15 protein-coding genes are annotated in these 20222 nt (G+C 63.5%); 4 read left to right on the top strand and 11 right to left on the bottom strand.

Features of this window, described 5'->3' with window-relative positions:
- Positions 1–56: 56 nt before the first annotated feature.
- Genes AB4O08_RS13185 through tagH form a run of 11 tightly spaced genes read right to left on the bottom strand, consistent with a single transcriptional unit; the run spans position 57 to position 16015 of the window.
- Positions 57–1766 carry a formylglycine-generating enzyme family protein gene (locus AB4O08_RS13185; RefSeq protein ID WP_460114175.1) on the bottom strand — a complete coding sequence of 570 codons (1710 nt, stop codon included), beginning with the start codon at positions 1764–1766 and terminating at the stop codon, positions 57–59.
- Positions 1759–2943 (bottom strand): ABC transporter permease family protein, encoded by a 1185-nt coding sequence (locus tag AB4O08_RS13180; protein WP_010207532.1) that lies wholly within the window; start codon positions 2941–2943, stop codon positions 1759–1761. Before AB4O08_RS13180 ends, AB4O08_RS13185 begins: the two co-directional genes overlap by 8 nt.
- A complete protein-coding gene (locus tag AB4O08_RS13175) occupies positions 2943–3647 on the bottom strand; it encodes an ABC transporter ATP-binding protein (protein WP_187516847.1) in 705 nt (234 codons plus the stop codon). Before AB4O08_RS13175 ends, AB4O08_RS13180 begins: the two co-directional genes overlap by 1 nt.
- Positions 3647–6601, bottom strand: a complete 2955-nt coding sequence (locus AB4O08_RS13170) for a serine/threonine-protein kinase (protein ID WP_460114174.1) — start codon at positions 6599–6601, stop codon at positions 3647–3649. Before AB4O08_RS13170 ends, AB4O08_RS13175 begins: the two co-directional genes overlap by 1 nt.
- Entirely contained in the window at positions 6598–7317 is a 720-nt protein-coding gene (locus tag AB4O08_RS13165; protein WP_010207536.1) for a PP2C family protein-serine/threonine phosphatase, read from the bottom strand. Before AB4O08_RS13165 ends, AB4O08_RS13170 begins: the two co-directional genes overlap by 4 nt.
- A complete protein-coding gene (gene tagF / locus AB4O08_RS13160) occupies positions 7318–7971 on the bottom strand; it encodes a type VI secretion system-associated protein TagF (protein WP_010207537.1) in 654 nt (217 codons plus the stop codon). It lies immediately after the preceding gene.
- Positions 7968–11468 (bottom strand): type VI secretion system membrane subunit TssM, encoded by a 3501-nt coding sequence (tssM, locus tag AB4O08_RS13155; RefSeq protein ID WP_010207538.1) that lies wholly within the window; start codon positions 11466–11468, stop codon positions 7968–7970. Before tssM ends, tagF begins: the two co-directional genes overlap by 4 nt.
- Positions 11465–12754, bottom strand: a complete 1290-nt coding sequence (locus AB4O08_RS13150; RefSeq protein WP_460114173.1) for a DotU family type VI secretion system protein — start codon at positions 12752–12754, stop codon at positions 11465–11467. Before AB4O08_RS13150 ends, tssM begins: the two co-directional genes overlap by 4 nt.
- Positions 12755–12760: 6 nt before the next feature.
- A complete protein-coding gene (tssK, locus tag AB4O08_RS13145) occupies positions 12761–14095 on the bottom strand; it encodes a type VI secretion system baseplate subunit TssK (RefSeq protein ID WP_021492588.1) in 1335 nt (444 codons plus the stop codon).
- An 18-nt stretch (positions 14096–14113) separates the two neighbouring features.
- Entirely contained in the window at positions 14114–14623 is a 510-nt protein-coding gene (gene tssJ / locus AB4O08_RS13140; protein WP_021492587.1) for a type VI secretion system lipoprotein TssJ, read from the bottom strand.
- Between the two features lie 57 nt (positions 14624–14680).
- Positions 14681–16015 carry a type VI secretion system-associated FHA domain protein TagH gene (tagH, locus tag AB4O08_RS13135; RefSeq protein WP_460114172.1) on the bottom strand — a complete coding sequence of 445 codons (1335 nt, stop codon included), beginning with the start codon at positions 16013–16015 and terminating at the stop codon, positions 14681–14683.
- Between the two features lie 394 nt (positions 16016–16409).
- On the opposite strand from tagH, the gene tssA reads away from it, so the two are divergent.
- From tssA to AB4O08_RS13115, 4 genes are all read left to right on the top strand, one after another.
- The gene (gene tssA, locus AB4O08_RS13130) at positions 16410–17429 is read left to right on the top strand and encodes a type VI secretion system protein TssA (protein ID WP_021492585.1); all 1020 of its coding nucleotides are present in this window, start codon (positions 16410–16412) and stop codon (positions 17427–17429) included.
- Positions 17430–17483: 54 nt separating this feature from the next.
- The gene (gene tssB / locus AB4O08_RS13125; protein ID WP_010207547.1) at positions 17484–17990 is read left to right on the top strand and encodes a type VI secretion system contractile sheath small subunit; all 507 of its coding nucleotides are present in this window, start codon (positions 17484–17486) and stop codon (positions 17988–17990) included.
- Positions 17991–17992: 2 nt separating this feature from the next.
- Entirely contained in the window at positions 17993–19489 is a 1497-nt protein-coding gene (tssC, locus tag AB4O08_RS13120; RefSeq protein WP_010207548.1) for a type VI secretion system contractile sheath large subunit, read from the top strand.
- Between the two features lie 172 nt (positions 19490–19661).
- Positions 19662–20150 carry an Hcp family type VI secretion system effector gene (locus AB4O08_RS13115; RefSeq protein WP_005792512.1) on the top strand — a complete coding sequence of 163 codons (489 nt, stop codon included), beginning with the start codon at positions 19662–19664 and terminating at the stop codon, positions 20148–20150.
- The last annotated feature ends 72 nt before the right edge of the window (positions 20151–20222 follow it).

Here is a 20222-nt window from a genome sequence, read left to right as displayed (position 1 = left end):
CCCAGCACGGCCCACCGCCGCCTGAGTCCCTTCCAAGCTCGCCATACAGCCAGCGCTCATCGCTGACCGCTCGCTGCGAGCAGTTCCTTCAAGATCGTTGCCGGGTCGGCCCGCTGTTGCTTGCGGTAGTTGCCAACATGGCGAACGAACAGTGTTGCGCGCGTCACCAGGCTCTTGCCGAGCACCGGCTTGCGATCCAACTCCTCCTTGATCCGTTGAAACTGCGCCTGGATCACCGCATCGGTGTAACGCGTGCCGGTGGCCAGGTTGTCGATATAAATCGCCACCGCGCCATCGAGCGCGCTGCGGCCATTGGTGATGGCCATGTCAAACAGCTGCGCGCTGGCCTCGTCCTTGTTGTCCTGGGCCTGCTGGCGACTCTTCTGCAGGTTGGCCAGGCGGATGTTGTAGTTGGCGATGGTTTCGGCCACCAACGCGGCCGACTGGATCAGGTTGCCCGCCGCCTCTTCGCGTTGCTGGGCGATCAGCGAGACGTTGCGCTTGAGCTCTTCATTGACCAACCCCAGCTCGGCTTGCAGCTTGGGGTCGACGCTGGCGGCGATGATGCTGTCCAGGCGCTTGGTCGGGTCCTGGGCGTCGTCGATGGCGTCGGTCAGCGAGGCGAGGCGACCTTCTTTCTGCCACTGGGCGAACAGTTCCTTGTAGCGCGAACGCGGTGCCGACAGTGCGCCGATCGCCACGCGAAAACCGGTGGTCTCGTTGCTTTGCTCGGTGCCGTCGGCGGCGAACAGTGGGTACTCACGGCGCATGCCGGTAAACAGCGTGCCCTCGCCTTCGAGGTAGTTGCCGCCCTTGACCACAAAGCCGCCATAAGCGCCCTGGCGACGTCCGGCGTGCACCAGCTGGAAGGACTCCTGGACCATTTCGGCCGCATTGCCGATCACATCAAACAGGCCAATCGGGTTGGGCAATTTGGTGCCGATAGGCATCAGGCGCGCGGCTTGGCCGGTGCCGCCGGCCACCTGGTTGAACACAGCGTAATCGCCGAGCGGGCCGTCGCTGTCACTGCCGTCGACACGACGGGGGAACAGGCGCCCTTCCAAGTTCTGGCGGCTGACCGCATGGCCGCCGCGTGCGGCGAATTCCCACTCCACTTCGGTGGGCAGGCGCACAAAACCGAGGCCACCGTCATCCGCCGAAGAGCCGCGACCACTCACCGGCAGTAGCTCACGGTGGTATTTCATCAGCCAGGCGCTGTACACCGCCGAGAAACGCTCGGCCTCAAAGCGCGACAGCTTCACCTTGGGCAAGCGCGCGGCCATGCCAGTGGGCGCATCGCACGCAGGCGCGGGTTCACCGCTGGCCAGCGACTGGGCCTGGGACATCACCTGGGCGTACTGGCGTGCGGTCACTTCGTACTTGCCGATGAAGTACAACATGGGCTTGAGCGGGGTCTTGGCGTCGGTCTTCGGCATCAACGGCGCGATGACTTTGTTCCAGTCTTTCGGGAGATCCTTGAGGGTGAACTGGCCATTGATGAAGTCGCGGCGGTAGCCGGAAATAAACGACTGCTGATAGCCCGCCTCGCCTTCGGCAAAGGGGTAGCCGAGGTTGATTTCGCGGTCGTCCAGGGAGCCCTGGGCCAGCACATAGGCATAGCGGAACACCATGTTGCCTTCGCACGGCAGCGGCAGGCTGACGTCGCCTTCCAACGGCTTGGGGTTGTCGAGCTTGTCGCTTGCCTCGTCGGCCCAGGCCATTGAGGCCAGGCTCAGCGCCACACAGGCGCCCAGTAACTTAAACATCTCTGATTCCTTCAGAAGCCTGGATCCGCGCCACTCGCCAACCACCACAGGCCGCCGCCACGGCGCTGACGCCCATGACTGCAATCAGGGCCAGGCCGTAATGACGCGCCAACAGGTGGCTGGCGTATTCGCCCGGCACCTGCACAAAAAGCTTATTCAACGCCGCCTCGGCCACGCCATACAGCCCAGCACCGAGCACGGCAGCAAACCCTGCGCTGTACAGCGCCTGCACCACCACGAACAACAGCAGCCCGCCCGTGGAAAACCCCAGCAGGCGCAGCACCGACAATTCCCGCCGCTTGCGCGCGACGGCGGCCAGGGCCCCGGCAAAGATCGCCGCAAACGCCCCCGCCAACGCCAAGCCGCAGATCACCCAGAACACGATCGACAGGTTGCGGCTCAACGACTGCACCTGCGCGATGGTCTGTGCCTGGGTCGACACTAATAAATTCTGCCCCGCGAAGTACACCCGCAGCGGCTCCACATCAGTGAGGTTACGGGCATACAAGCGAAACGCCGGGTAAACCCGCTGCTCATTGGTCCCCACCGCCTCACCGCTCCAACCCAACGCGGGCACTGCACGACCGTCGCGGTAGTCTTCCGCCCCTTCCAGCAGTTTCAGATCGGCAAACAAGCCGTCACGGGCAAAGGCTTCCAACGGCAATACCGCCAGCACCTGCAGGCGCGTGCGTTGGGCTTCCACGCGTCCCGCCACTTGCCGTGCAAAGCTGGTTTCCAGCCAATCCCCTGGCCGCGCCGCAAGCTTCTCGGCGGCGGTGTGGCTCAGCACGATCTGACCCAGGCCCTGCGGCACCGGCAGGCCGGCCAGCAACGGGTCACCCGAGGCGGTCGGTAGCATCTCCAGGACCAGCGTGCCCACCTGCGCGGTCGCCGCAATCTGCCGCGTACGCGGCAGCGCGAATGCCACATCGTTGCGCTGACCGAGCTGCTCGATAAAGGCGCTGCTGAATCGACCACCGCCCAGCGGAATAATTTCACGGGTGGCGGGGTCGGTCTGCAAACGTTCGGTCAAACTGCTAACCAGTCCAAATTTCAGGCCGAATAACACCAACAACGGTGCGATGACGGCGACCAGCGCCAGCACCGAACAGGCGGACAGCCAGGCATCGTTGCGATAGTCCTGCCAGGCCAGCGACGCCACCAGACCGATGCGCATCAGCACACCTCCCCGAGGGTCGCCGTAACGCCGCCATCGGCGTCGCGACGGCAACTGATGCGCCGCACCTGCAAGCCACTGGCGCGGGCCAGGGGTTCGTCATGGGTAGCGATCACACACGCCGCATGGTGTTCGCGAGCCTGGGCCAGCAACGCCTGCATCACGCGCTCGGCATTCAAGGGGTCGAGGGACGCCGTCGGTTCATCCGCCAGCACCAGTTGTGGCGCATGGGCCAGGGCGCGGGCACAGCTGACGCGTTGGCGTTGGCCCACCGAAAGCGCCGTCGGCTTCTTGGTCAACTGGTCGCTGATCTCCAACTGCTCGGCCAGGCGCGCCACGCTGCCATCGTCCTTCAAACCCAACAGTTGCCGGGACAACGCGATATTGCCGCGCACATCGAGAAACCCCAGCAGACCGCCGGTTTGCAGCACATACCCCAGATGCTGGCTACGCAGCGCGGCCAGGGTGGATTGCTGATCGCCGTGCCACAGCCCGGCTATGTCCTGCTGATGGAATTCGAACTGCCCGACCTGATCCGGCGCCAATACCAGCGCCAGCAAATCCAGCAAGGTGCTCTTGCCGCAACCACTGGGCCCGACAATCGCCAGTTGCTCACCCGCACGCAGCGCCAGCGCCGGGATCACCAGGCTATAGCGCTGGCTACCGACGCCTCGGCTCTTGTGCACCGCGCTCAGGTTCAGCATTACGGCAACGTCGACAACGGCACGCGGTACAACGCATCGCCCGGCTCGGCATCGCCGAAACGGACCCAGTTGGCCAGGTCATTGTGGAAGGTTTCGTAGAGGCGGATCTTCGAGTCCAGCTCATCGATGAAGTCTTCCTGCTCGGCCACGCTCAACGACAACCACAGGTCCTGGGTCATGTTCAGCGACTTGCTGCGGTACGGCAGGCCTTCCAGGTATTCGCCGAGAATGCCGCCGTCGGCCAGGTTGCCGCCCTTGCGCAAGGCCTGCGGGTCGCGACTCATGTAGGCCGAAGCGCTGGCGATTTCCTGAAAGAAGTCCTTGGGCGAGGTCTGCGTCTTGCGCGCCGCGTCGACGATCAACTTCAGCGACTGCTGCAGATCGTTGAGCTGCAGCTTGGTCAGCATCACGCACACCTGGAACGCCGGCAGTGCCGGGTTGGTCAGGTCGCGGTCGGCGGTCCAGGCGCTGACCAGTTGCGGCGCCTGGCTTGCGGTTTTGCGACCGAGGAAATCCATGTGCATGGCATAACCGACGGCGGCGGATTTGTCCGCCAGGCTCGGTGCGCTGTTCAGCAACGGCACCGGCTGCGGCGTGTTGCTGCGCACCTGGTGCACCAGGTTGGCGAACACCGTACCGATCTCATCCACGCGCTCACCGAGTTTGCGCACGTCGCCCCCAGGCACCGCGGTGTAGAGGTCGCCGATCTGCGGGTTGGCGTCGGCGGTGAGGATGCGGTACTGGCTCTCGGCGCCAGCATGGGTTTTCTTGCCGGCGTCGGTGCGCAAGTGCAGGGCGTAGATCTTGATCTGCTTGCCCAACGCGGCCTGGCGCACTTCGGCTTCGTTCATCTGGGTGGCGGCAAAGGGATCGTTCTTGCGCAGCGCACCCGCATCGGTGACCAGCAGAATGATGCGCCCGCCATAGCCGGACCAATCCATACCATCCACCGCCTGCATCACCCCGGCGAACGCGTCTTCGTTGAACGAGTGGCTGGACACAGTGGACGCCTTGACCTGGCGCGCCATGTCGAGGAAACGCTGCGGGTCGCGGCCCTGGTCGAGGGTGATCAGGGTCTTGGCGACGTATTCCAGGCCAGGGGTTTTCTTGATGCTGCTGCGAAAGCCCACCATGCCGAAGCTCACGCTGTCCAACTCGCCCCGCTCGCCGATACGGGTTTGCAGCTCATGCACGACGTCGCGGATCTGGTCGATGTAGGGCTGCATGGAAACGGTGGTATCGACCACGAGAACCACCGCCGTGCGAAAGGCGTCGGCATTGGCGCTGATCACCGGTGTAGCCGGTTTGGCGGCGCTGGTGCCTGGGTCGATGGAGGCCACATTGAGCAACTGCACCGGCTGGCCGTTTTCGTCGAAGCTCTCTTTGGCGTCGAAGATCGGCAGCAGGTAGAACTGGTTTTGCGGCACGGCGCTGGCGGCCGGCTCCAGCGCCAGGATCTGGCTGTTGTCTTCGCTGTTTTTCTGCGCCTTGGCCAGTACGCCTTTGGCGGCGGCCGGGTCAGCCAGCAGCTTTTCCACTTCAGCGGATTGGCGCAGGAACATCACCGGCGCCCGCCCCGAACGCTCGGTGAATTTGAGCACCAGGCTCTGCTTCCAGTCGCTGACCTGGGACGCAGGCAACCAACCGTCACTGCGACCATCGGTGGCGGCGCCGACACGTACCCACGGGCTGCCGTCAACGTCCTTGCGTTGGTAGACGTAGAGCACGGAGAACGCCGGCAGGGCTTTGCCCGGCGCGCTGCCGGCGTCAGCGGACAGCTTGGCGCCCGGCTTGCTGAGCACGCGCTGGAACAGCGTCTTCTTGCCTGCCATGAGCAACGGACGTTGACCGCCATCCGCTTCGGCCACAGGCGAAGCCACCGTAGGCACTGCCGCAGCGGGCGGTTTGGCCACAGGCTCATCGCCGCCACTCAACCACCAATAGCTCGCGCCACCAATGGCCAACGCAACCGCCACCGCAACAGCGGCCAGTGCCAACACCGGACCACGGCGCTGCTCGCTGTGCTGGATCGGCGGCACCACCGGTTGGCGCACCGGCTGGGGTTTTTCGGTAGGGATTTCGATGGATTCCGGGGTGATGCCGGCTAAATCAAAACTCATCGGGATCGGCAGCGGCCGCACTAACGTGGCTTCCGGCGACTCCGACGGCAGGTTATCCAATGCTTGTAACAACGCTGCCGCATCCGGAAAGCGCTCCGCCGGATCCTTGGCCAACAGCTTGCGTAGCACGTCCTGATAACGGCCGTGGTGCACCGGTAATTCGGGCAGCGGTTCGGTCAGGTGCGCCAGCGCCGTCGACAGTGCATCCGTGCCGGTGTACGGCAGCTTGCCGACGAGAATCTCGTACAGCACCACGCCCAGCGCGTACAGGTCCGCCCGACCATCAATCTCTTGGCCCCGCGCCTGCTCCGGGCTCATATAGCTCGGCGTGCCCACGGCAAAACCGGCCTGGGTGAACTGGGTGCGATCATCCAGCGACTTGGCGATACCAAAGTCGGACAACACTGCCGTGCCATCCGCGCGGAACAGAATGTTCGCCGGTTTCACATCGCGGTGTACCAGGCCCTGAGCATGGGCATAGCCCAGTGCCGAGGCGATCTGGCGGATCAGCGTCACCCCCTGCTCCGGCGTCATGCCGGCGGCGATGCGCTCTTTGAGCGTGCCGTTGGGCAGGTATTCCATGGCCATGTAGTACAGCTCACCGACATTGCCGATGTCATGGATGGTCACCGTGTGCGGATGCGACAAGCGCGCCAGGGTCTTGCCCTCGCGCAGGAAGCGCTCGCAGAAGCTGGGGTCGGCCGCCAATGCCGCCGCCATCACCTTCAAGGCCACTTTGCGCTCCAGGGAACGCTGGGTCGCCAGGTACACGCTGGCCATGGCGCCTTCGCCAATTTCGCCTTCGATGTCATAACCCGGGATGACGATGTTCATGGTGATACCTTCACGACGATGGCAGTGATGTTGTCCGGCGCACCCCGGCTGAGCCCCAGATGCACCAGGCTGCGCACGATTTCATCCGGCGTGTCGTGGCCCAGGACTTCGCGGATTTCATGGTCTTCAACGGTCTTGTTCAGGCCGTCGCTGCACAACAGGTAGCTGTCACCGGGGGCGATCAGCAGGTCGACCACCGCCAATTCCAGGTACGCCTCTACGCCAATCGCTCGGGTGACGATGTTGGCGCGTGGATGCGTACGCGCATCAGCTTCGCTGAGCAGACCGCTGTCTTGCAGGTCTTGCACGTAACTGTGGTCGCGGGAGATCCCTTCGAGCACGCCATCGCGCAGGCGGTACAAGCGACTGTCACCAGCCCACAAGCACACGCCGCGCAAGCCACGCGCGGCCAACAGCACCACGGTGCTGCCCATCATGGTTACGCCACGGTGGGCGGTTTCTTCGCGCACGGCGGCATTGATGCGCAGCAGGTCATTGCGCAGCGCTGCGGTGTATTCATCCAGGGAACGCCCTACCGGCACGCTGCGCAGGCTGTCGACGATCAGGCTGCTCACATAGTCCCCCGCCGCATGCCCGCCCATGCCGTCGGCCACCACCCACAGGCGGTTTTCCGGCAGGTCCAGGCAGGCGTCTTCGTTGACCTGGCGGACCATGCCCACATGGCTTTTGCTCGCGGATTTGTACGTCGACCCCATCTACACCACACCTTCTTGTCCGAGCAAAAACTGCGCAAAATCGCCAGCGGCAGGCAGGCCCTGACACCGCAACAAACCAGGGGAAATACGTTGTGACCCACGGCCCCACCACAGGCTCGCGCCGTCGCAGGCCTGTTCGGCGAGGGCGGTCATACGCTGGTGCGGTTCGGTGGCGGCCACCCGTTGCAGGCCGGCGAAACGGCTGTCTACCGCGCGCGACTCAGTCGACGGGAGGCCCAGGGCATCGAGGCCTTCATTGAAGCTTTCGAAGGTAGCCCCGGCATCCAAGGTGCTGAGCAACAGCGCTTCGGTCTGCTCGAACCAGCTGTCCGGGCCACCTACCAGGGAGGCAGGATTGGTGTCGTGATCGAGCAACGCCACCACCGCCAGCGGGAAGTAGCGACCGACCCGATCGATGCTCGGCATCACCACGCCTGCTGCCGCGTCCGGCCCGCACACCCCGGGCGCCAGCACAAAACGCCACAACGGGCTGACCAGGTACGTGTTGAGCCAGTCACCGCCGAGGCTGTTTTGACTGGCAAGCAAACCTGCTGCCAGCCAACTGTCCCATGGACCGATGAAACTCTGGGGCAAGGCGCGGCTGACAAAGTCACCGCGGCTGGCCAACTTGCCGTAGAAACCCACAGTCGTCATAACCGCTCCGGCAGGCTGAAGCCACTGAGCACGCGGCTCTTGAACGGGTTGAAGGCGCTGTTGGCGCGCAATTCGTAGGCGATGCTTGCGCCATCGACGCGCAGGCGCAGGTTGAAACGGTCCGGCGAGTTACCGGCGGTGAGGTCTGACTGCTCCAGCAAGCGGAACCAGGCCCAGGGCCCGTCCAGGGTCACGCCGGAACGGCCACTGGCCGACGGCGGCATGATGGAGATACGCACCACGCCAATGCTGCCGGGGTTTGGCCATTGCATCGCTACCGGGCGGCTCGGGCCGTGATCGTAGCTCAGTTGTTGGCCGTCGAGGTCCAACAGGAACTGAGTGATGGTCGGGTCCATCGACACCGGCTTGAGTTCGAAACGCACAATCGGCTGGGTGCCACCGGCGCGGAAGAACGCATCGCGAATGGTCGCGGCACGCTGGAAGGTTTGCAGCACACCCGGCGCAATCCCAAGCTTCTGCGCCGCGCCCGGCTGCCAGCGCCAGGTCTGCGCGGACGTGTCGACGTAAGGCTGCAGGTACTTGCGGAAGTAGTTGTCCATCACCCCGCCCACGCCAAAGAACTGCCCGAAGTCATCCAGGGTCGCGTCACGCGCGCTGCCCGGCGACATCGGGTAACGCCCGGCCAGCGACTGGCGATACACGTTGACCACTTCGCTGACCCAGGCCGCGTTCAGTTGATTGCGCACTCCGCCCATCATGCTATTGGTGGTGGAATTGACCACCGACTTGACCATGCCCTGCACCAGCGGTGGCTGGCGCTCGGCATTCAGGCTGACGCGCGTGGCCGCAGCCGCCGCTTGGTTTTTCGCCTCACCGAGCAACGCGTCGCCGCTGGCGCCGACCATGGCGCTGACCTGCACATACAGCGCATTCATGTCCGTGAGCAGGCCATCGATGGCCGCCGGCTCGCCTTCGTTCTTGCTGACGATGCTGTTGAGTTCGGCAAAGTGCGCGGTCACAGGATCATCCGCCGCCGCTGGCGCATTCGCAGCCGGCTGCTCTTGGCCGAGCAGGCTGCCCAGGCGCTCCTTGAGCTTGTCGACACCCCCTTCCACCGGCACGCCTTTGGCGGCCAACTGGCGTTCTTCGGCTTGCAGATCGGTTTCCTTGGCCACGGCCACCAGCAGCTTTTTCAGCGGCGAGGTCGGGCCGGAAATCACCCGCAGCACGTCGGCCGCCTGGGCCACGCTGGTGATCGGCACGAAGTCGATGTCCGCCAGCAACGCATCCCACTGGCGCTGGTAATCCTGGAAATACAGGCGCCGCACATCGGCAGCCAGGCTCACCACGTTCTGCTGGTCGGCCTGTTCGTGCCCCAACACCCATTGTTCTTCAGCGAGGGTGCCGGTCTGGTTCAGGCTGCTCAGCAGAAACGCCTGGCGATAGCCCTTGGCGGTGAAGAACCCACTCAACGGCTCGCCCAATGGCTTGCCACTTTTGCGGCTGAACACCAGCGCAGCGTCACGCCCGGCAGCTTCGTTGAGGCGAAAGTCCGGGATGCCTTCAGGCAGTTTCTGGCGCTTGACCCGGTCATACACACGTTGGGCCACCGGCAGTTGTTGCAACTGGCGACGCAGGTCGTCGATCAGCCGGGGATCCAGGCGCGCAGTGGGCGGATGGCGTTCGAACAGCGACTGCAAGTGCCCGGCCAGCGCCTGGCGCTGATCCGCCGGCAGGTCGCGTGGCAGGTTGCGGTCCCAGTCGAGGGCGATCCAGGCCTTGATGAAGTCCGGGTCGTAATGCTCGGAATCGGCGAGCATCAGGTAGGCCTTGAGGCCTTCGTAAAGGAAGTCGGAATTGCCGCCGCCGTGCAGTTGTTCTTCGATACGCGTCACCAGGCGTGGTGCGAACACCGCGATCAACAACTTGCGGTAGACGCTGGCAGACTCGGCTTCAAGCATGTCGCCCTGGTACAGCCCCAACCCTTCGGACCAGCTTGGAGAGTCGCCCGCCAGGTTCTTCACAGCGTTGAGCAATGGCAGCACAGCGAGGATGTCACGCTGCGCCGGGCTCAGGTTCTGCACAGTCTGGCCCAGCGGCGCGACCTTCTGGTCGACCTGGGCGATATACGCCTGGTTGGCGCGGTAACTCACCCACCACAAACTGCTGACCACCACGACCAACGCAACGGTGGCGGCGAGCACACCGCGCGCAATCCACTTGCGTCGACGCTCGACCTTGGGGTTCACACCCACTAGACCACGCTCGGCAAACGCCACGGCGGTGAAGAGTTTTTCGATGAAGTAACTGCGCCCTGTGCCGCTCTGACGCGCCAGGTGCTGGCGGTCCAGGTTCATGCTCTGCGCCATCGCACCGATCAAGCGATCAATCGGACTGCCTTCTTGGGTGCCGCTGGTGAAATACACACCGCGCAGCAGCACACGCTCTTCAAAGGCATTGGGCTTGAACACACCTTCGAGGAAGCTTTGCAGGCAATCCTTCAACGCACCGAACTGCTGCGGGAAGCCGTAGATCAGGTCGCGCCGCGCCGGGTCACGCTCCTGTTGCAGGCGTTCGACCAGGCGTTCGTTGAGGCGCTGTTCCAGGCCGGCGAACTCGCTTTGCAGGTGCGCCAGCGGGCTGTCAGTGTTTTTGCCGTCGTCCAGGGCAAAGGTCATGCCCCACACCTGGGCGCGCTCTTCCTTGCTCAGGTTGTCGAAGAACTCCATGAACCCTGGCACCAGGTCGAGTTTGGTGAGCATCAGGTAGATCGGGAAACGCACACCCAGCTGGGTGTACAGCTCCTGGATACGCAGGCGGATAGCGGCGGCATGGGCGGCGCGCTCGGCGTCGGTGCCGAGCAACAGGTCCGACAGGCTGATGGCAATGAAGGCACCATCGATGGGGCGGCGCGAGCGCTGCTTTTTCAGCAGGTCGAGAAAGCCCAGCCACGCGGCTTTGTCCACCGTGGAGTTGCTGTCCTGGGTGGTGTAGCGGCCGGCGGTGTCGAGCAACACCGCTTGATCGGTAAACCACCAGTCGCAGTTGCGCGTACCGCCGACGCCGCGCACGGCACCGGCGCCCAACTGGGCAGCCAACGGGAAGTGCAAGCCGGAGTTGACCAACGCAGTGGTCTTGCCCGAACCCGGAGGGCCGATGATCACGTACCACGGCAGCTCGTAGAGGTTGCGGCGTTCGTCGCCGCCCAACTTGGCCTTTTTCAGCAGCGCCAGGGCCTCGTCCATGCGCTGACGCAGGGTGGTGAGCTCTTCGGCAGTAGCAACGCTGTTGGGGTCGGCCGGGGTTTCGGCCGCCAGGCTGCGCATCACTTCGGCCGCTTGGCGCCGCGCCTGGATGATGCGAAACACGCGGTAGGCGATCCACACCGCGAACACCAGGATAATCAGCGCCCAGCGCCGGCCTTCCGGCACCAGCACGTCGAGCAACGGCCCCACAAACCAGATGATCAGGCTCAGCGCGATCAGGCCCAGCACGGGGATCACCCAGCGAATCATGAAACTGAAAAACGCCTTCACTCGACGCCCTCCGCCAATACGGTGATTTCAACCCGACGATTGCGGGCACGGCCTTCGGCGGTGGCGTTGGTCGCCACCGGCTCGGTGTCGCTGCGACCCTCGGCGCTGAAGCGATCCGCCTGGCCCGTCTTGGCCGCCAGGATCTCCAGCACCGACTTGGCCCGCGCTTCGGACAGCGCCCAGTTGGACGGGAAGCGCAGCGTGGCAATCGGGCGATTGTCGCTGTGTCCGGTGACGCGCACCTGGCCCTTGACCTTGCGGATGGCGTCGGCGATGCGCAGCATCAGTGGCTGGTAGTCATCGACGATGCTCGAGCTGGCGGACGCAAACAGTTCATCGCCACGGATGGTCACCACGGAACGGTCGACTGCATCTTCAACGGCAACGCGCCCGGCCTTGATATCTTCCACCAGGAAGCCAGCCAGGCGCGGGCGTTCGATGACTTTGGGCTGCGCCACCGGGCGGTCGATGGCCTGCACCGGTATCTCGCCCAGGGCATGGATATTCTTGAACACCGGCTCGGCATCCGACGCCAGCTTGAGGCGCAAGCCGAACAGCAGCGCCAGCAGCAGCGCGACACCGATGGCCACGGCGATCCACGGTGGCATGAATTGCGCCAGGCGATCACGGGCCACGGTCACGCCACGCCAGTGCGGCGACAGTTCACGCTCGTGTTCGCCACGCGCACTGCGAATGGCCGCAGCGGTACGTTCACGCAGGGTTTCCAACTGGCTGCGACCGTCGTTCATCACGCGGTAGCGGCCTTCAAAACCCAGGCACATGCACAGGTACAACAGCTCCAGCAGATACAGGCGTTCCCGTGGGCTTTGCAGGCAGTGATCGAGCAACTGGAAGACCTTTTCGCCACCCCAGGCTTCGTTATGCACGGTGATCAACAGGCTCTGTTTACCCCAGTCACTGGTGCTGCCCCAGGGTGTGCTCAACACCGCTTCATCCAGCGCGGTGCACAGCGCATAACGGGCCAGCAGCACTTCGTTGCGGGCGATACCGGCCGCTTCGGCGCGCTCTTCGAACTGGCGCAGGTAGGCCAGCAACCGCGCGCGCAGGCTGGCCGGCGCTGGATGGGCGATGGTGTTGCGCAGGCGCGTCAGCAATGCCAACAGCGGGCCAGCGGCGCTTTCCAGCGGGTTGAGGCCCTGGCTCTTGCCGGTAAGCATCGGCGCGGCCGGCATGGCCAAAGGCGCAGGTTCGGCACGCGCAGGTTCCGGCGCCCGGCCACCCGGACGCGGCATGAACTGGGTGCGGTCATCATCATTGGGATGCATCGCGGATTATCCTCGGATCGCCCAGAAGGCCAGGTTCAAGCCCGGGAACTGCCCGGCGATGTGGAAGGCGAAGCCGCCGGAGTTGCCCAGCTGTTGCCAGGCTTCGCTGCCGCGATCCAGCTCGTAATAGGTGGAACCTGCGTGGTACGGCAATTGGCGCGGCGCCACGGGCAGAGGCAACAGGGTGATGCCCGGCAGTTGCAGGTTGACCAGGTCGCGGATGTGCTCTACCGAGCCGACCTTGCTCTGCTGGCCGAAGCGCGCACGCAGGGTCTCGCCGGGGACATCGGCACGCACCACCAGAATGAAGCTGGCGCTATCGAGCAGGGTCTTGTCGGCCAGCATCGCCACGTGGACACCGTAGGCTTTCTCGACAATCGGGATCGGCGTGGCCTTGCTGTCGATCAGCATCGACAGCGCTTCACGCAGGGCGGCCATCACTGGGGCAAAGCTCAGGGCCAGGTCGTCGTGCTGATACTGCGGGTATTCCTGGGGGCGTCGGCCCGAGGTCGAGAATGTCGAGAACTCACCCGCCAGGCTCACCAGTTCGCTGAAGAAACGCTCCGGGTGCAGCGGGCTCAGTTGGTTCAAATGCTGGATCAGCGGTTGGGCACGGTTGACCAGTTGCAGCAGCATGAAGTCGGCAATCTCCGATGCGCCACCGGCGCCCGAGGCGACCACGCGTCCCGCCAGGGCTTCGCCGCGTTGGTGCAGCAGGCCAAGCAGTTCGCTGCGAAATGCCGTCAGCGGCTTGCTCGCGGCCACGTCCAACACCGGCGGGATGTAGGTGTCGTCGAGTACCAGTGCGCGGTCGGCGCGCTTTTCCTTGATGCGCACCAGGCCGATGGCGGCGTAATCGCTGATGCCATCCTGGGCGGTCAGCAGGCGCAGGGCCCGGGCGCCCACGGCCACCGGAGCGCGGTTTTCGAACGGTGCGTTGTCGTCGCGCACTTCGCGCACCTGGCTCACGTAACGCGCGGCTTCCAGGGCTTCGCCTTCATCCACCGTATCGCGAGCACCGGCACGCTTGAGCGGCAGCGCCAGGTACACCAGACCATCGCGCAGGTTGTCATCGATGTTCAACGGGCTCGGCGACAGGTCGTCCTGGGGAATGTTGAACGGCGTGCCGTCGGGCAACAGACCGCGCGCCGAAACAATCGCCAGCTTGCCCTGGGCCAGCAGGCCCTGGTCGATCAGCAATTCGGAAAAACCCCAACTGCCTGCGGACAGCGGGCGGCTACGGGCGTCGATCAGGTTTTCCAGGTAACGGTCATGCTGCTGGAAGTGCTGCGTTCCGATGAACATGCCTTCCGACCAGACCACGCGATTGTTCCAGGACATGGGGGCTCCGATTGCTTCTTATTGGGCAGGGCTGGATGGGGTGACCACGACGTCGGCGCGCACGGCACGCACATCGAGGCTGATCTGGTATTCGGTGTATTGGCGCGCAGGCACATTGATCACCGTGCGCCACTGCGCGCGGTCCAACTCGCGATAGCCCACGAGCAAACCGATCTGGCGCGTGGACGGGTCGAGATCGCGCTGGATGGTCAGTTGCTCGCCGGGTTGCACCATCACTTCATCCTGGTCCAGCAGGTCCAGGCCAAGGGTGGATTGGGCGCGGTCGGCCAATGCGAAGTAATCGGAGCGGGCGAAGGTGGCGGCGTTTTTCAGTTCGAAGATGCGCACCCGCACCGGGGCGGCCTGGCCGTTGGCGCCGGGGTTGAGCCCGCTGATCGCGTGAAAGTGCAGCTCGACGGCAGCCGTATCCGCTTCGGCCTCGGCGGTGGTTTCGGGTTTGGCGGCGTCTTTGGCACACGCCGTCAGCAGCAGCAAGGTGGCGGCTGCGAGTAAAAACCTGGGAATCATCCTGCGTCCTCAATGACGTACTTAGCTATCCGTTAATCCATGTGTTGCGGCGCGGTTTTACCGACGCTGTCGTGCGCTGTGCTCTTCGTAGGCCCGGCTGAATTCACGGCCGAACAGGTCCTGGAAGTCTTCCTGGGCCTCGCGGGAAATATTGCTGTAGAGCTCGGTGAACTGTTGCCAGTACTGCGCCTGGCGCGAGCCATTGAAAAGGCTCGACAGCCCGCCAGGCTTGCCCATGCGTTCTTCCAATTGCGCCGGTTCGAATCGGCTGAGCAAGTGCTTGATGGCCGCTTCCACGCCGGCCATCACCGCCAACTGGTGGGCACGCAAGTCGTTGAAACTGTCGCGCACGGCGAGGTCCGGTGCCATAAACGCTTGGTTACCGTGACGCAGCAAAAGCAGCAACGCTTCATCAGCATTGGGGGCAAATTTCAACGGATTGTTTTCCGCAGGCTGAATCATCGTCTGCTGCATGCGGAACTCGCCCTTGAGGCTTGCGCGGGCACGCAACACGTCGATCAGGCCTTCGACCATCAGGCGGTAGCTGCGGCCGATGCTTTCCATCTGGGCCTCGGCCTGGGCTTTGTCCAGGCGCAATTGGTCCAGGCCAGCGCCGCGCAGGAAGGCTTGCAGGAGGTCGGGTTGTTGGCTGTCTGCCACGGGGAGCATGGGCTCGACCACGTGTGGCGGCGGGGTGACTGGCTGTGGCGTCGGCAGTGGTGGAGCACTGACGACAGGCGCAGGCGCATCGCCAAACAGGTCCCAGTCTTCGGGGATCACCGCGCCCGATACCACAGGCGGCTCGGCCACAGGCATCGCGACCGGCGTCGGCGGGCGGAAGTCGTGTTGCTCGGAAGGCACGTGGTCCGGCACCGTCGGTGGCGGCACGGCAGTGGGGCTGAGGAAATCAAACAGGTCCGGCAGCGTGTCCATCGAGGACGCTCCCTGGAACTGCGGCGCAATCACCGGCGTGGCGACGGGCGCGGGCGTGTTCACCACAGCGCCCATCAGCGCTTCAAAACTGTTCGGTGCATCGCCGGTAAACGGCTGACTGTCGATGGATTGCACGTTGAAGTCGATGCGCGCCTGGATCTCGTAATCGCCGATGCGGATCAGTTCACCATCTTGCAACAGTTCACTATTACCCCGGCGCATACGAATACCGGCTTTAACCAACTCCACACCATTTGTGCTGTTATCGGTTAAATAATAGCGGCCATCTTTGTATTGAATAACGCAATGTTGCGAGGACACCAGGCGCTCTGGATCAGGCAATACCCAGTCATTATCCGAGCTGCGGCCGATAGCCATCGCGCCCTGATTCATGGACTTTTCGGAGCACTGCCCAGGGGTAATCTTGTGATAACTAGTGATAGTCAAGCACAGCGACATCTTGCCTCCTTGCTGATACTTCGCGCGCGGTCGATTCCCGGAACAGCGCTTCCCGGGGTATCCCCATCAGGTCGAGCAATCGACCGTACAAAACCTGCCAATACCAGCATGATCGCTGATCTTAACTGGGCTCTATGACAAAAATCCTGTCCCGGTGCGTCGTTCGACCCACCAGTCGCGCAGGTTGTTAAGCACCGCACATCTGTCACAGAGGGCGAATAGCTTACCTTGACAAGCCCTAAGTACTACACCAAAAATGCACAACTTCTTGAATACCAGTGATGGCACATTAGTGGCATCTTGCTTATATGACCAAGAAAACATGCAAAGTTCCTCGCGCAACTAATGCATGAATTGCCCGCCATCTAACGGGCTGATAGGGAGATCAAATTCAGTGGATGTGCCGTTGCTGCTCACCGCCGTTTCCGCGACTTCGCCTTGTGGCGAAGACATGGAATATGACGCGCAATTTCTGCAATTGGAGCGTGATGCCAAGGGCCAACCCGAGCGCAGCATGGGCGACGCCATCCTGCCCGCTGAACCGCCGGAATGGCGCAGCATCCAGCAGCAAAGCCTCGACTTGCTCGCGCGCAGCAAAGACCTGCGCATCACTCATTTCCTGTTGCAAAGCGCCCTCGCCCTCCAGGGCGTGGCCGGCCTGGCCGAAGCCCTGACGCTGATCGACGCCCTGCTGCGCGACTACTGGGCCGACCTGCACCCGCGCCTGGACGCCGACGACGATAACGACCCCACCGTGCGCATCAACGCCCTCACCGGCCTGACCTGCGACACCAACATCCGCCTGCTGCGCGAAAGCATCCTCACGCGCTCGCGCACCTTCGGCCCCGTGACCCTTCGCGCGGCGCTCAACGCCAGCGGCCTGTTGAACTTCCCCGATGAACAACTCGGCGCCCAGCAACTCAACGCCGCGTTCCTCGACAGCGACCCCGAGCAACTGCAGGCCACCCGCGACGCCCTGATTGCAGCGCGTGCGGCGTGCGAAGCCATCGAACAACAGGTCAACGATCAGGTCGGTTCCGCCCAAGGCGTGGACCTCAGTGCCTTGAAGCAACCGCTCAAGCAGGCGTTGCAGATACTCAACCAAGCGGTGCCCGGCACCGCTGGCAGCAGCGAACCCGAGGCCGTCAGTGACGACAATGCCCCCTCGGTCGACTTCGCCGCCGCCCCCGCAGCACCTCGCCCCGCTGGCGATATCGCCAGCCGCGACGATGTGCTGCGCAGCCTCGACAAGATCCTTGCGTACTACACCCGGCACGAGCCTTCGAGCCCGCTGCCGGTGCTGTTGAACCGGGCCAAGAATCTGGTGCATGCCGACTTTGCGGCCATCGTGCGCAATCTGATTCCCGACGGCATGTCCCAATTTGAAAACCTGCGTGGCCCGGACGGCGAGTAAGCCGCCCGACTGTGCAGTAACAACACCGTCGCTCAAGCGACCAGGAGCAGCAACGTGGCGAAGCAAAGTTCTCAGAAATTCATCGCGCGCAACCGCGCGCCTCGAGTGCAGATCGAGTACGACGTCGAGCTTTACGGCGCCGAAAAAAAGGTCCAGCTGCCCTTCGTGATGGGTGTGATGGCCGACCTCGCCGGCAAGCCCGCCGAGCCTCTGGCGCCAGTGGCCGACCGCAAGTTTCTTGAGGTGGACGTCGACAACTTCGACTCACGCCTCAAGGCCATGCAGCCGCGCGTGGCGTTCCACGTACCGAACGAACTGACCGGCGAAGGCAACCTGAGCCTGGACATCACCTTCGAAAGCATGGACGACTTCAGCCCGGCCGCCGTGGCCCGCAAGGTCGACTCGCTGAACCAACTGCTCGAAGCCCGCACCCAGCTGGCCAACCTGCTGACCTACATGGACGGCAAGACTGGCGCTGAAGAAATCATCATGAAGGCGATCAAGGACCCGGCACTGCTTCAGGCACTTGCCAGCGCGCCCAAGCCTGCAGGGGATCAGTAATCATGACCGACAATACCGCCCGCGAAGGCAGCCAGATCCTGGGTGCCACCGAAGAAGCCAGCGAGTTCGCCAACCTGCTGCTGCAAGAGTTCAAGCCCAAGACCGAGCGTGCCCGCGAAGCCGTGGAAACCGCCGTGCGCACCTTGGCCGAACAGGCTTTGGCACAAACCGACCTGGTGTCCAATGACGCGATCAAGTCGATCGAATCGATCATTGCCGCCATCGACGCCAAGCTGACCGCCCAGGTCAACCAGATCATCCACCACCAGGATTTCCAGCAGTTGGAAAGCGCCTGGCGCGGCCTGCACTATCTGGTCAACAACACCGAGAGCGATGAGCAGCTGAAGATTCGCGTGCTCAACATCTCCAAGCCGGACCTGCACAAGACCCTGAAGAAATTCAAGGGCACCGCATGGGACCAGAGCCCGATCTTCAAGAAGATGTACGAAGAAGAATACGGTCAGTTCGGCGGCGAGCCATACGGCTGCCTGGTGGGCGACTACTACTTCGACCAGTCGCCACCGGATGTGGAACTGCTGGGCGAACTGTCGAAAGTCTGCGCCGCCATGCACTCCCCGTTTATCGCTGCCGCTTCGCCGACCGTGATGGGCATGGGCTCGTGGCAGGAACTGTCAAACCCGCGCGACCTGACCAAGATCTTCACCACCCCGGAATACGCTGGTTGGCGCTCGCTGCGTGAATCGGAAGACTCGCGCTACATCGGCCTGACCATGCCGCGTTTCCTGGCACGCCTGCCGTACGGCGCCAAGACCGACCCGGTGGAAGCCTTCGCCTTCGAAGAAAACACCGACGGTGCCGACAGCTCCAAGTACACCTGGGCCAACGCCGCGTACGCGATGGCAGTGAACATCAACCGTTCGTTCAAGCACTACGGCTGGTGCTCGCGCATCCGTGGCATCGAGTCTGGCGGTGAAGTGGAAAACCTGCCGGCGCACACGTTCCCTACCGATGACGGTGGCGTGGACATGAAGTGCCCGACCGAAATCGCCATCAGCGACCGCCGTGAAGCGGAGCTGGCGAAGAACGGTTTCATGCCGCTGCTGCACAAGAAAAACACTGACTTCGCCGCGTTCATTGGCGCCCAGTCGTTGCAGAAGCCGGCCGAATACGATGACCCGGACGCCACCGCCAACGCCAACCTGGCCGCGCGCCTGCCGTACCTGTTCGCCACCTGCCGCTTCGCCCACTACTTGAAGTGCATCGTGCGCGACAAGATCGGCTCCTTCAAAGAGAAGGACGAGATGCAGCGCTGGTTGCAGGACTGGATCCTCAACTACGTTGACGGTGACCCTGCGCACTCCACCGAAACCACCAAGGCCCAGCACCCATTGGCGGCCGCCGAAGTGATCGTGGAAGAAGTGGAAGGCAACCCGGGGTACTACAACTCCAAGTTCTACCTGCGCCCGCACTACCAGCTCGAAGGGCTGACCGTGTCGCTGCGCCTGGTATCGAAGCTGCCTTCTGCCAAGAGCGCATAAGTAACGGTTGAACCGGTTCTTCTGTGGGAGCCGGGCTTGCCCGCGATGCAGGCGACGCGGTCTGCCAGCCAGACCGCGGTGATGCTATCGCAGGCAAGCCAGCTCCCACAGAAAAGCACTGCCCCATTGGCGGTAACCCAATATCGTGGCTGAGACCACACAGGGAGAAAACATGGCTGTTGATATTTTCATCAAGATCGGCGACATCAAGGGCGAGTCCATGGACAAGGCCCACAAGGACGAAATCGACGTGCTGAACTGGAGCTGGGGCATGGCCCAGTCCGGCAACATGCATGTCGGCGGTGGCGGCGGCGCGGGCAAGGTGAATATCCAGGACCTGTCGCTGACCAAGTACGTCGACAAGGCTTCGCCGAACCTGATGATGCACTGCGCCAGCGGCAAGCACATCGACAAGGTCAAGCTGACCGTGCGCAAGGCCGGTGGCGAAAGCCAGGTCGAGTACATGGTGATCAACCTGGAAGAAGTGCTGGTGACTTCCCTGAGCACGGGCGGTTCGGGCACCGATGACCGCCTGACCGAAAACGTCACCCTGAACTTTGCCCAAGTGATGGTCGACTACCAGCCGCAGAAAGCCGACGGCACCAAAGACGGCGGTGCGATCAAGTTTGGCTGGAACATCCGCTCCAACACCAAGCGCTGATAGCTCTGGTGGCCGTGGCTGCGCGCCACGGCCCCAGGCCTCCCCGCTCACCCACCGTCCCCCTCACAACCC

Source organism: Pseudomonas sp. H3_E07 (assembly GCF_054668895.1).
The sequence above is the reverse complement of the archived record's forward strand: the minus strand, read 5'-3'. Positions and strand labels throughout refer to the sequence as shown.

Excerpts from the sequence above, each read along its gene's own strand:
- AB4O08_RS13185 (WP_460114175.1), bottom strand. The coding sequence starts at position 1,766 with ATGTTTAAGTTACTGGGCGCCTGTGTGGCGCTGAGCCTGGCCTCAATG.
- AB4O08_RS13180 (WP_010207532.1), bottom strand. The coding sequence starts at position 2,943 with ATGCGCATCGGTCTGGTGGCGTCGCTGGCCTGGCAGGACTATCGCAAC.
- AB4O08_RS13175 (WP_187516847.1), bottom strand. The coding sequence starts at position 3,647 with ATGCTGAACCTGAGCGCGGTGCACAAGAGCCGAGGCGTCGGTAGCCAG.
- AB4O08_RS13170 (WP_460114174.1), bottom strand. The coding sequence starts at position 6,601 with ATGAACATCGTCATCCCGGGTTATGACATCGAAGGCGAAATTGGCGAA.
- AB4O08_RS13165 (WP_010207536.1), bottom strand. The coding sequence starts at position 7,317 with ATGGGGTCGACGTACAAATCCGCGAGCAAAAGCCATGTGGGCATGGTC.
- tagF (WP_010207537.1), bottom strand. The coding sequence starts at position 7,971 with ATGACGACTGTGGGTTTCTACGGCAAGTTGGCCAGCCGCGGTGACTTT.
- AB4O08_RS13150 (WP_460114173.1), bottom strand. The coding sequence starts at position 12,754 with ATGCATCCCAATGATGATGACCGCACCCAGTTCATGCCGCGTCCGGGT.
- tssK (WP_021492588.1), bottom strand. The coding sequence starts at position 14,095 with ATGTCCTGGAACAATCGCGTGGTCTGGTCGGAAGGCATGTTCATCGGA.
- tssJ (WP_021492587.1), bottom strand. The coding sequence starts at position 14,623 with ATGATTCCCAGGTTTTTACTCGCAGCCGCCACCTTGCTGCTGCTGACG.
- tagH (WP_460114172.1), bottom strand. The coding sequence starts at position 16,015 with ATGTCGCTGTGCTTGACTATCACTAGTTATCACAAGATTACCCCTGGG.
- tssC (WP_010207548.1), top strand. The coding sequence starts at position 17,993 with ATGACCGACAATACCGCCCGCGAAGGCAGCCAGATCCTGGGTGCCACC.
- AB4O08_RS13115 (WP_005792512.1), top strand. The coding sequence starts at position 19,662 with ATGGCTGTTGATATTTTCATCAAGATCGGCGACATCAAGGGCGAGTCC.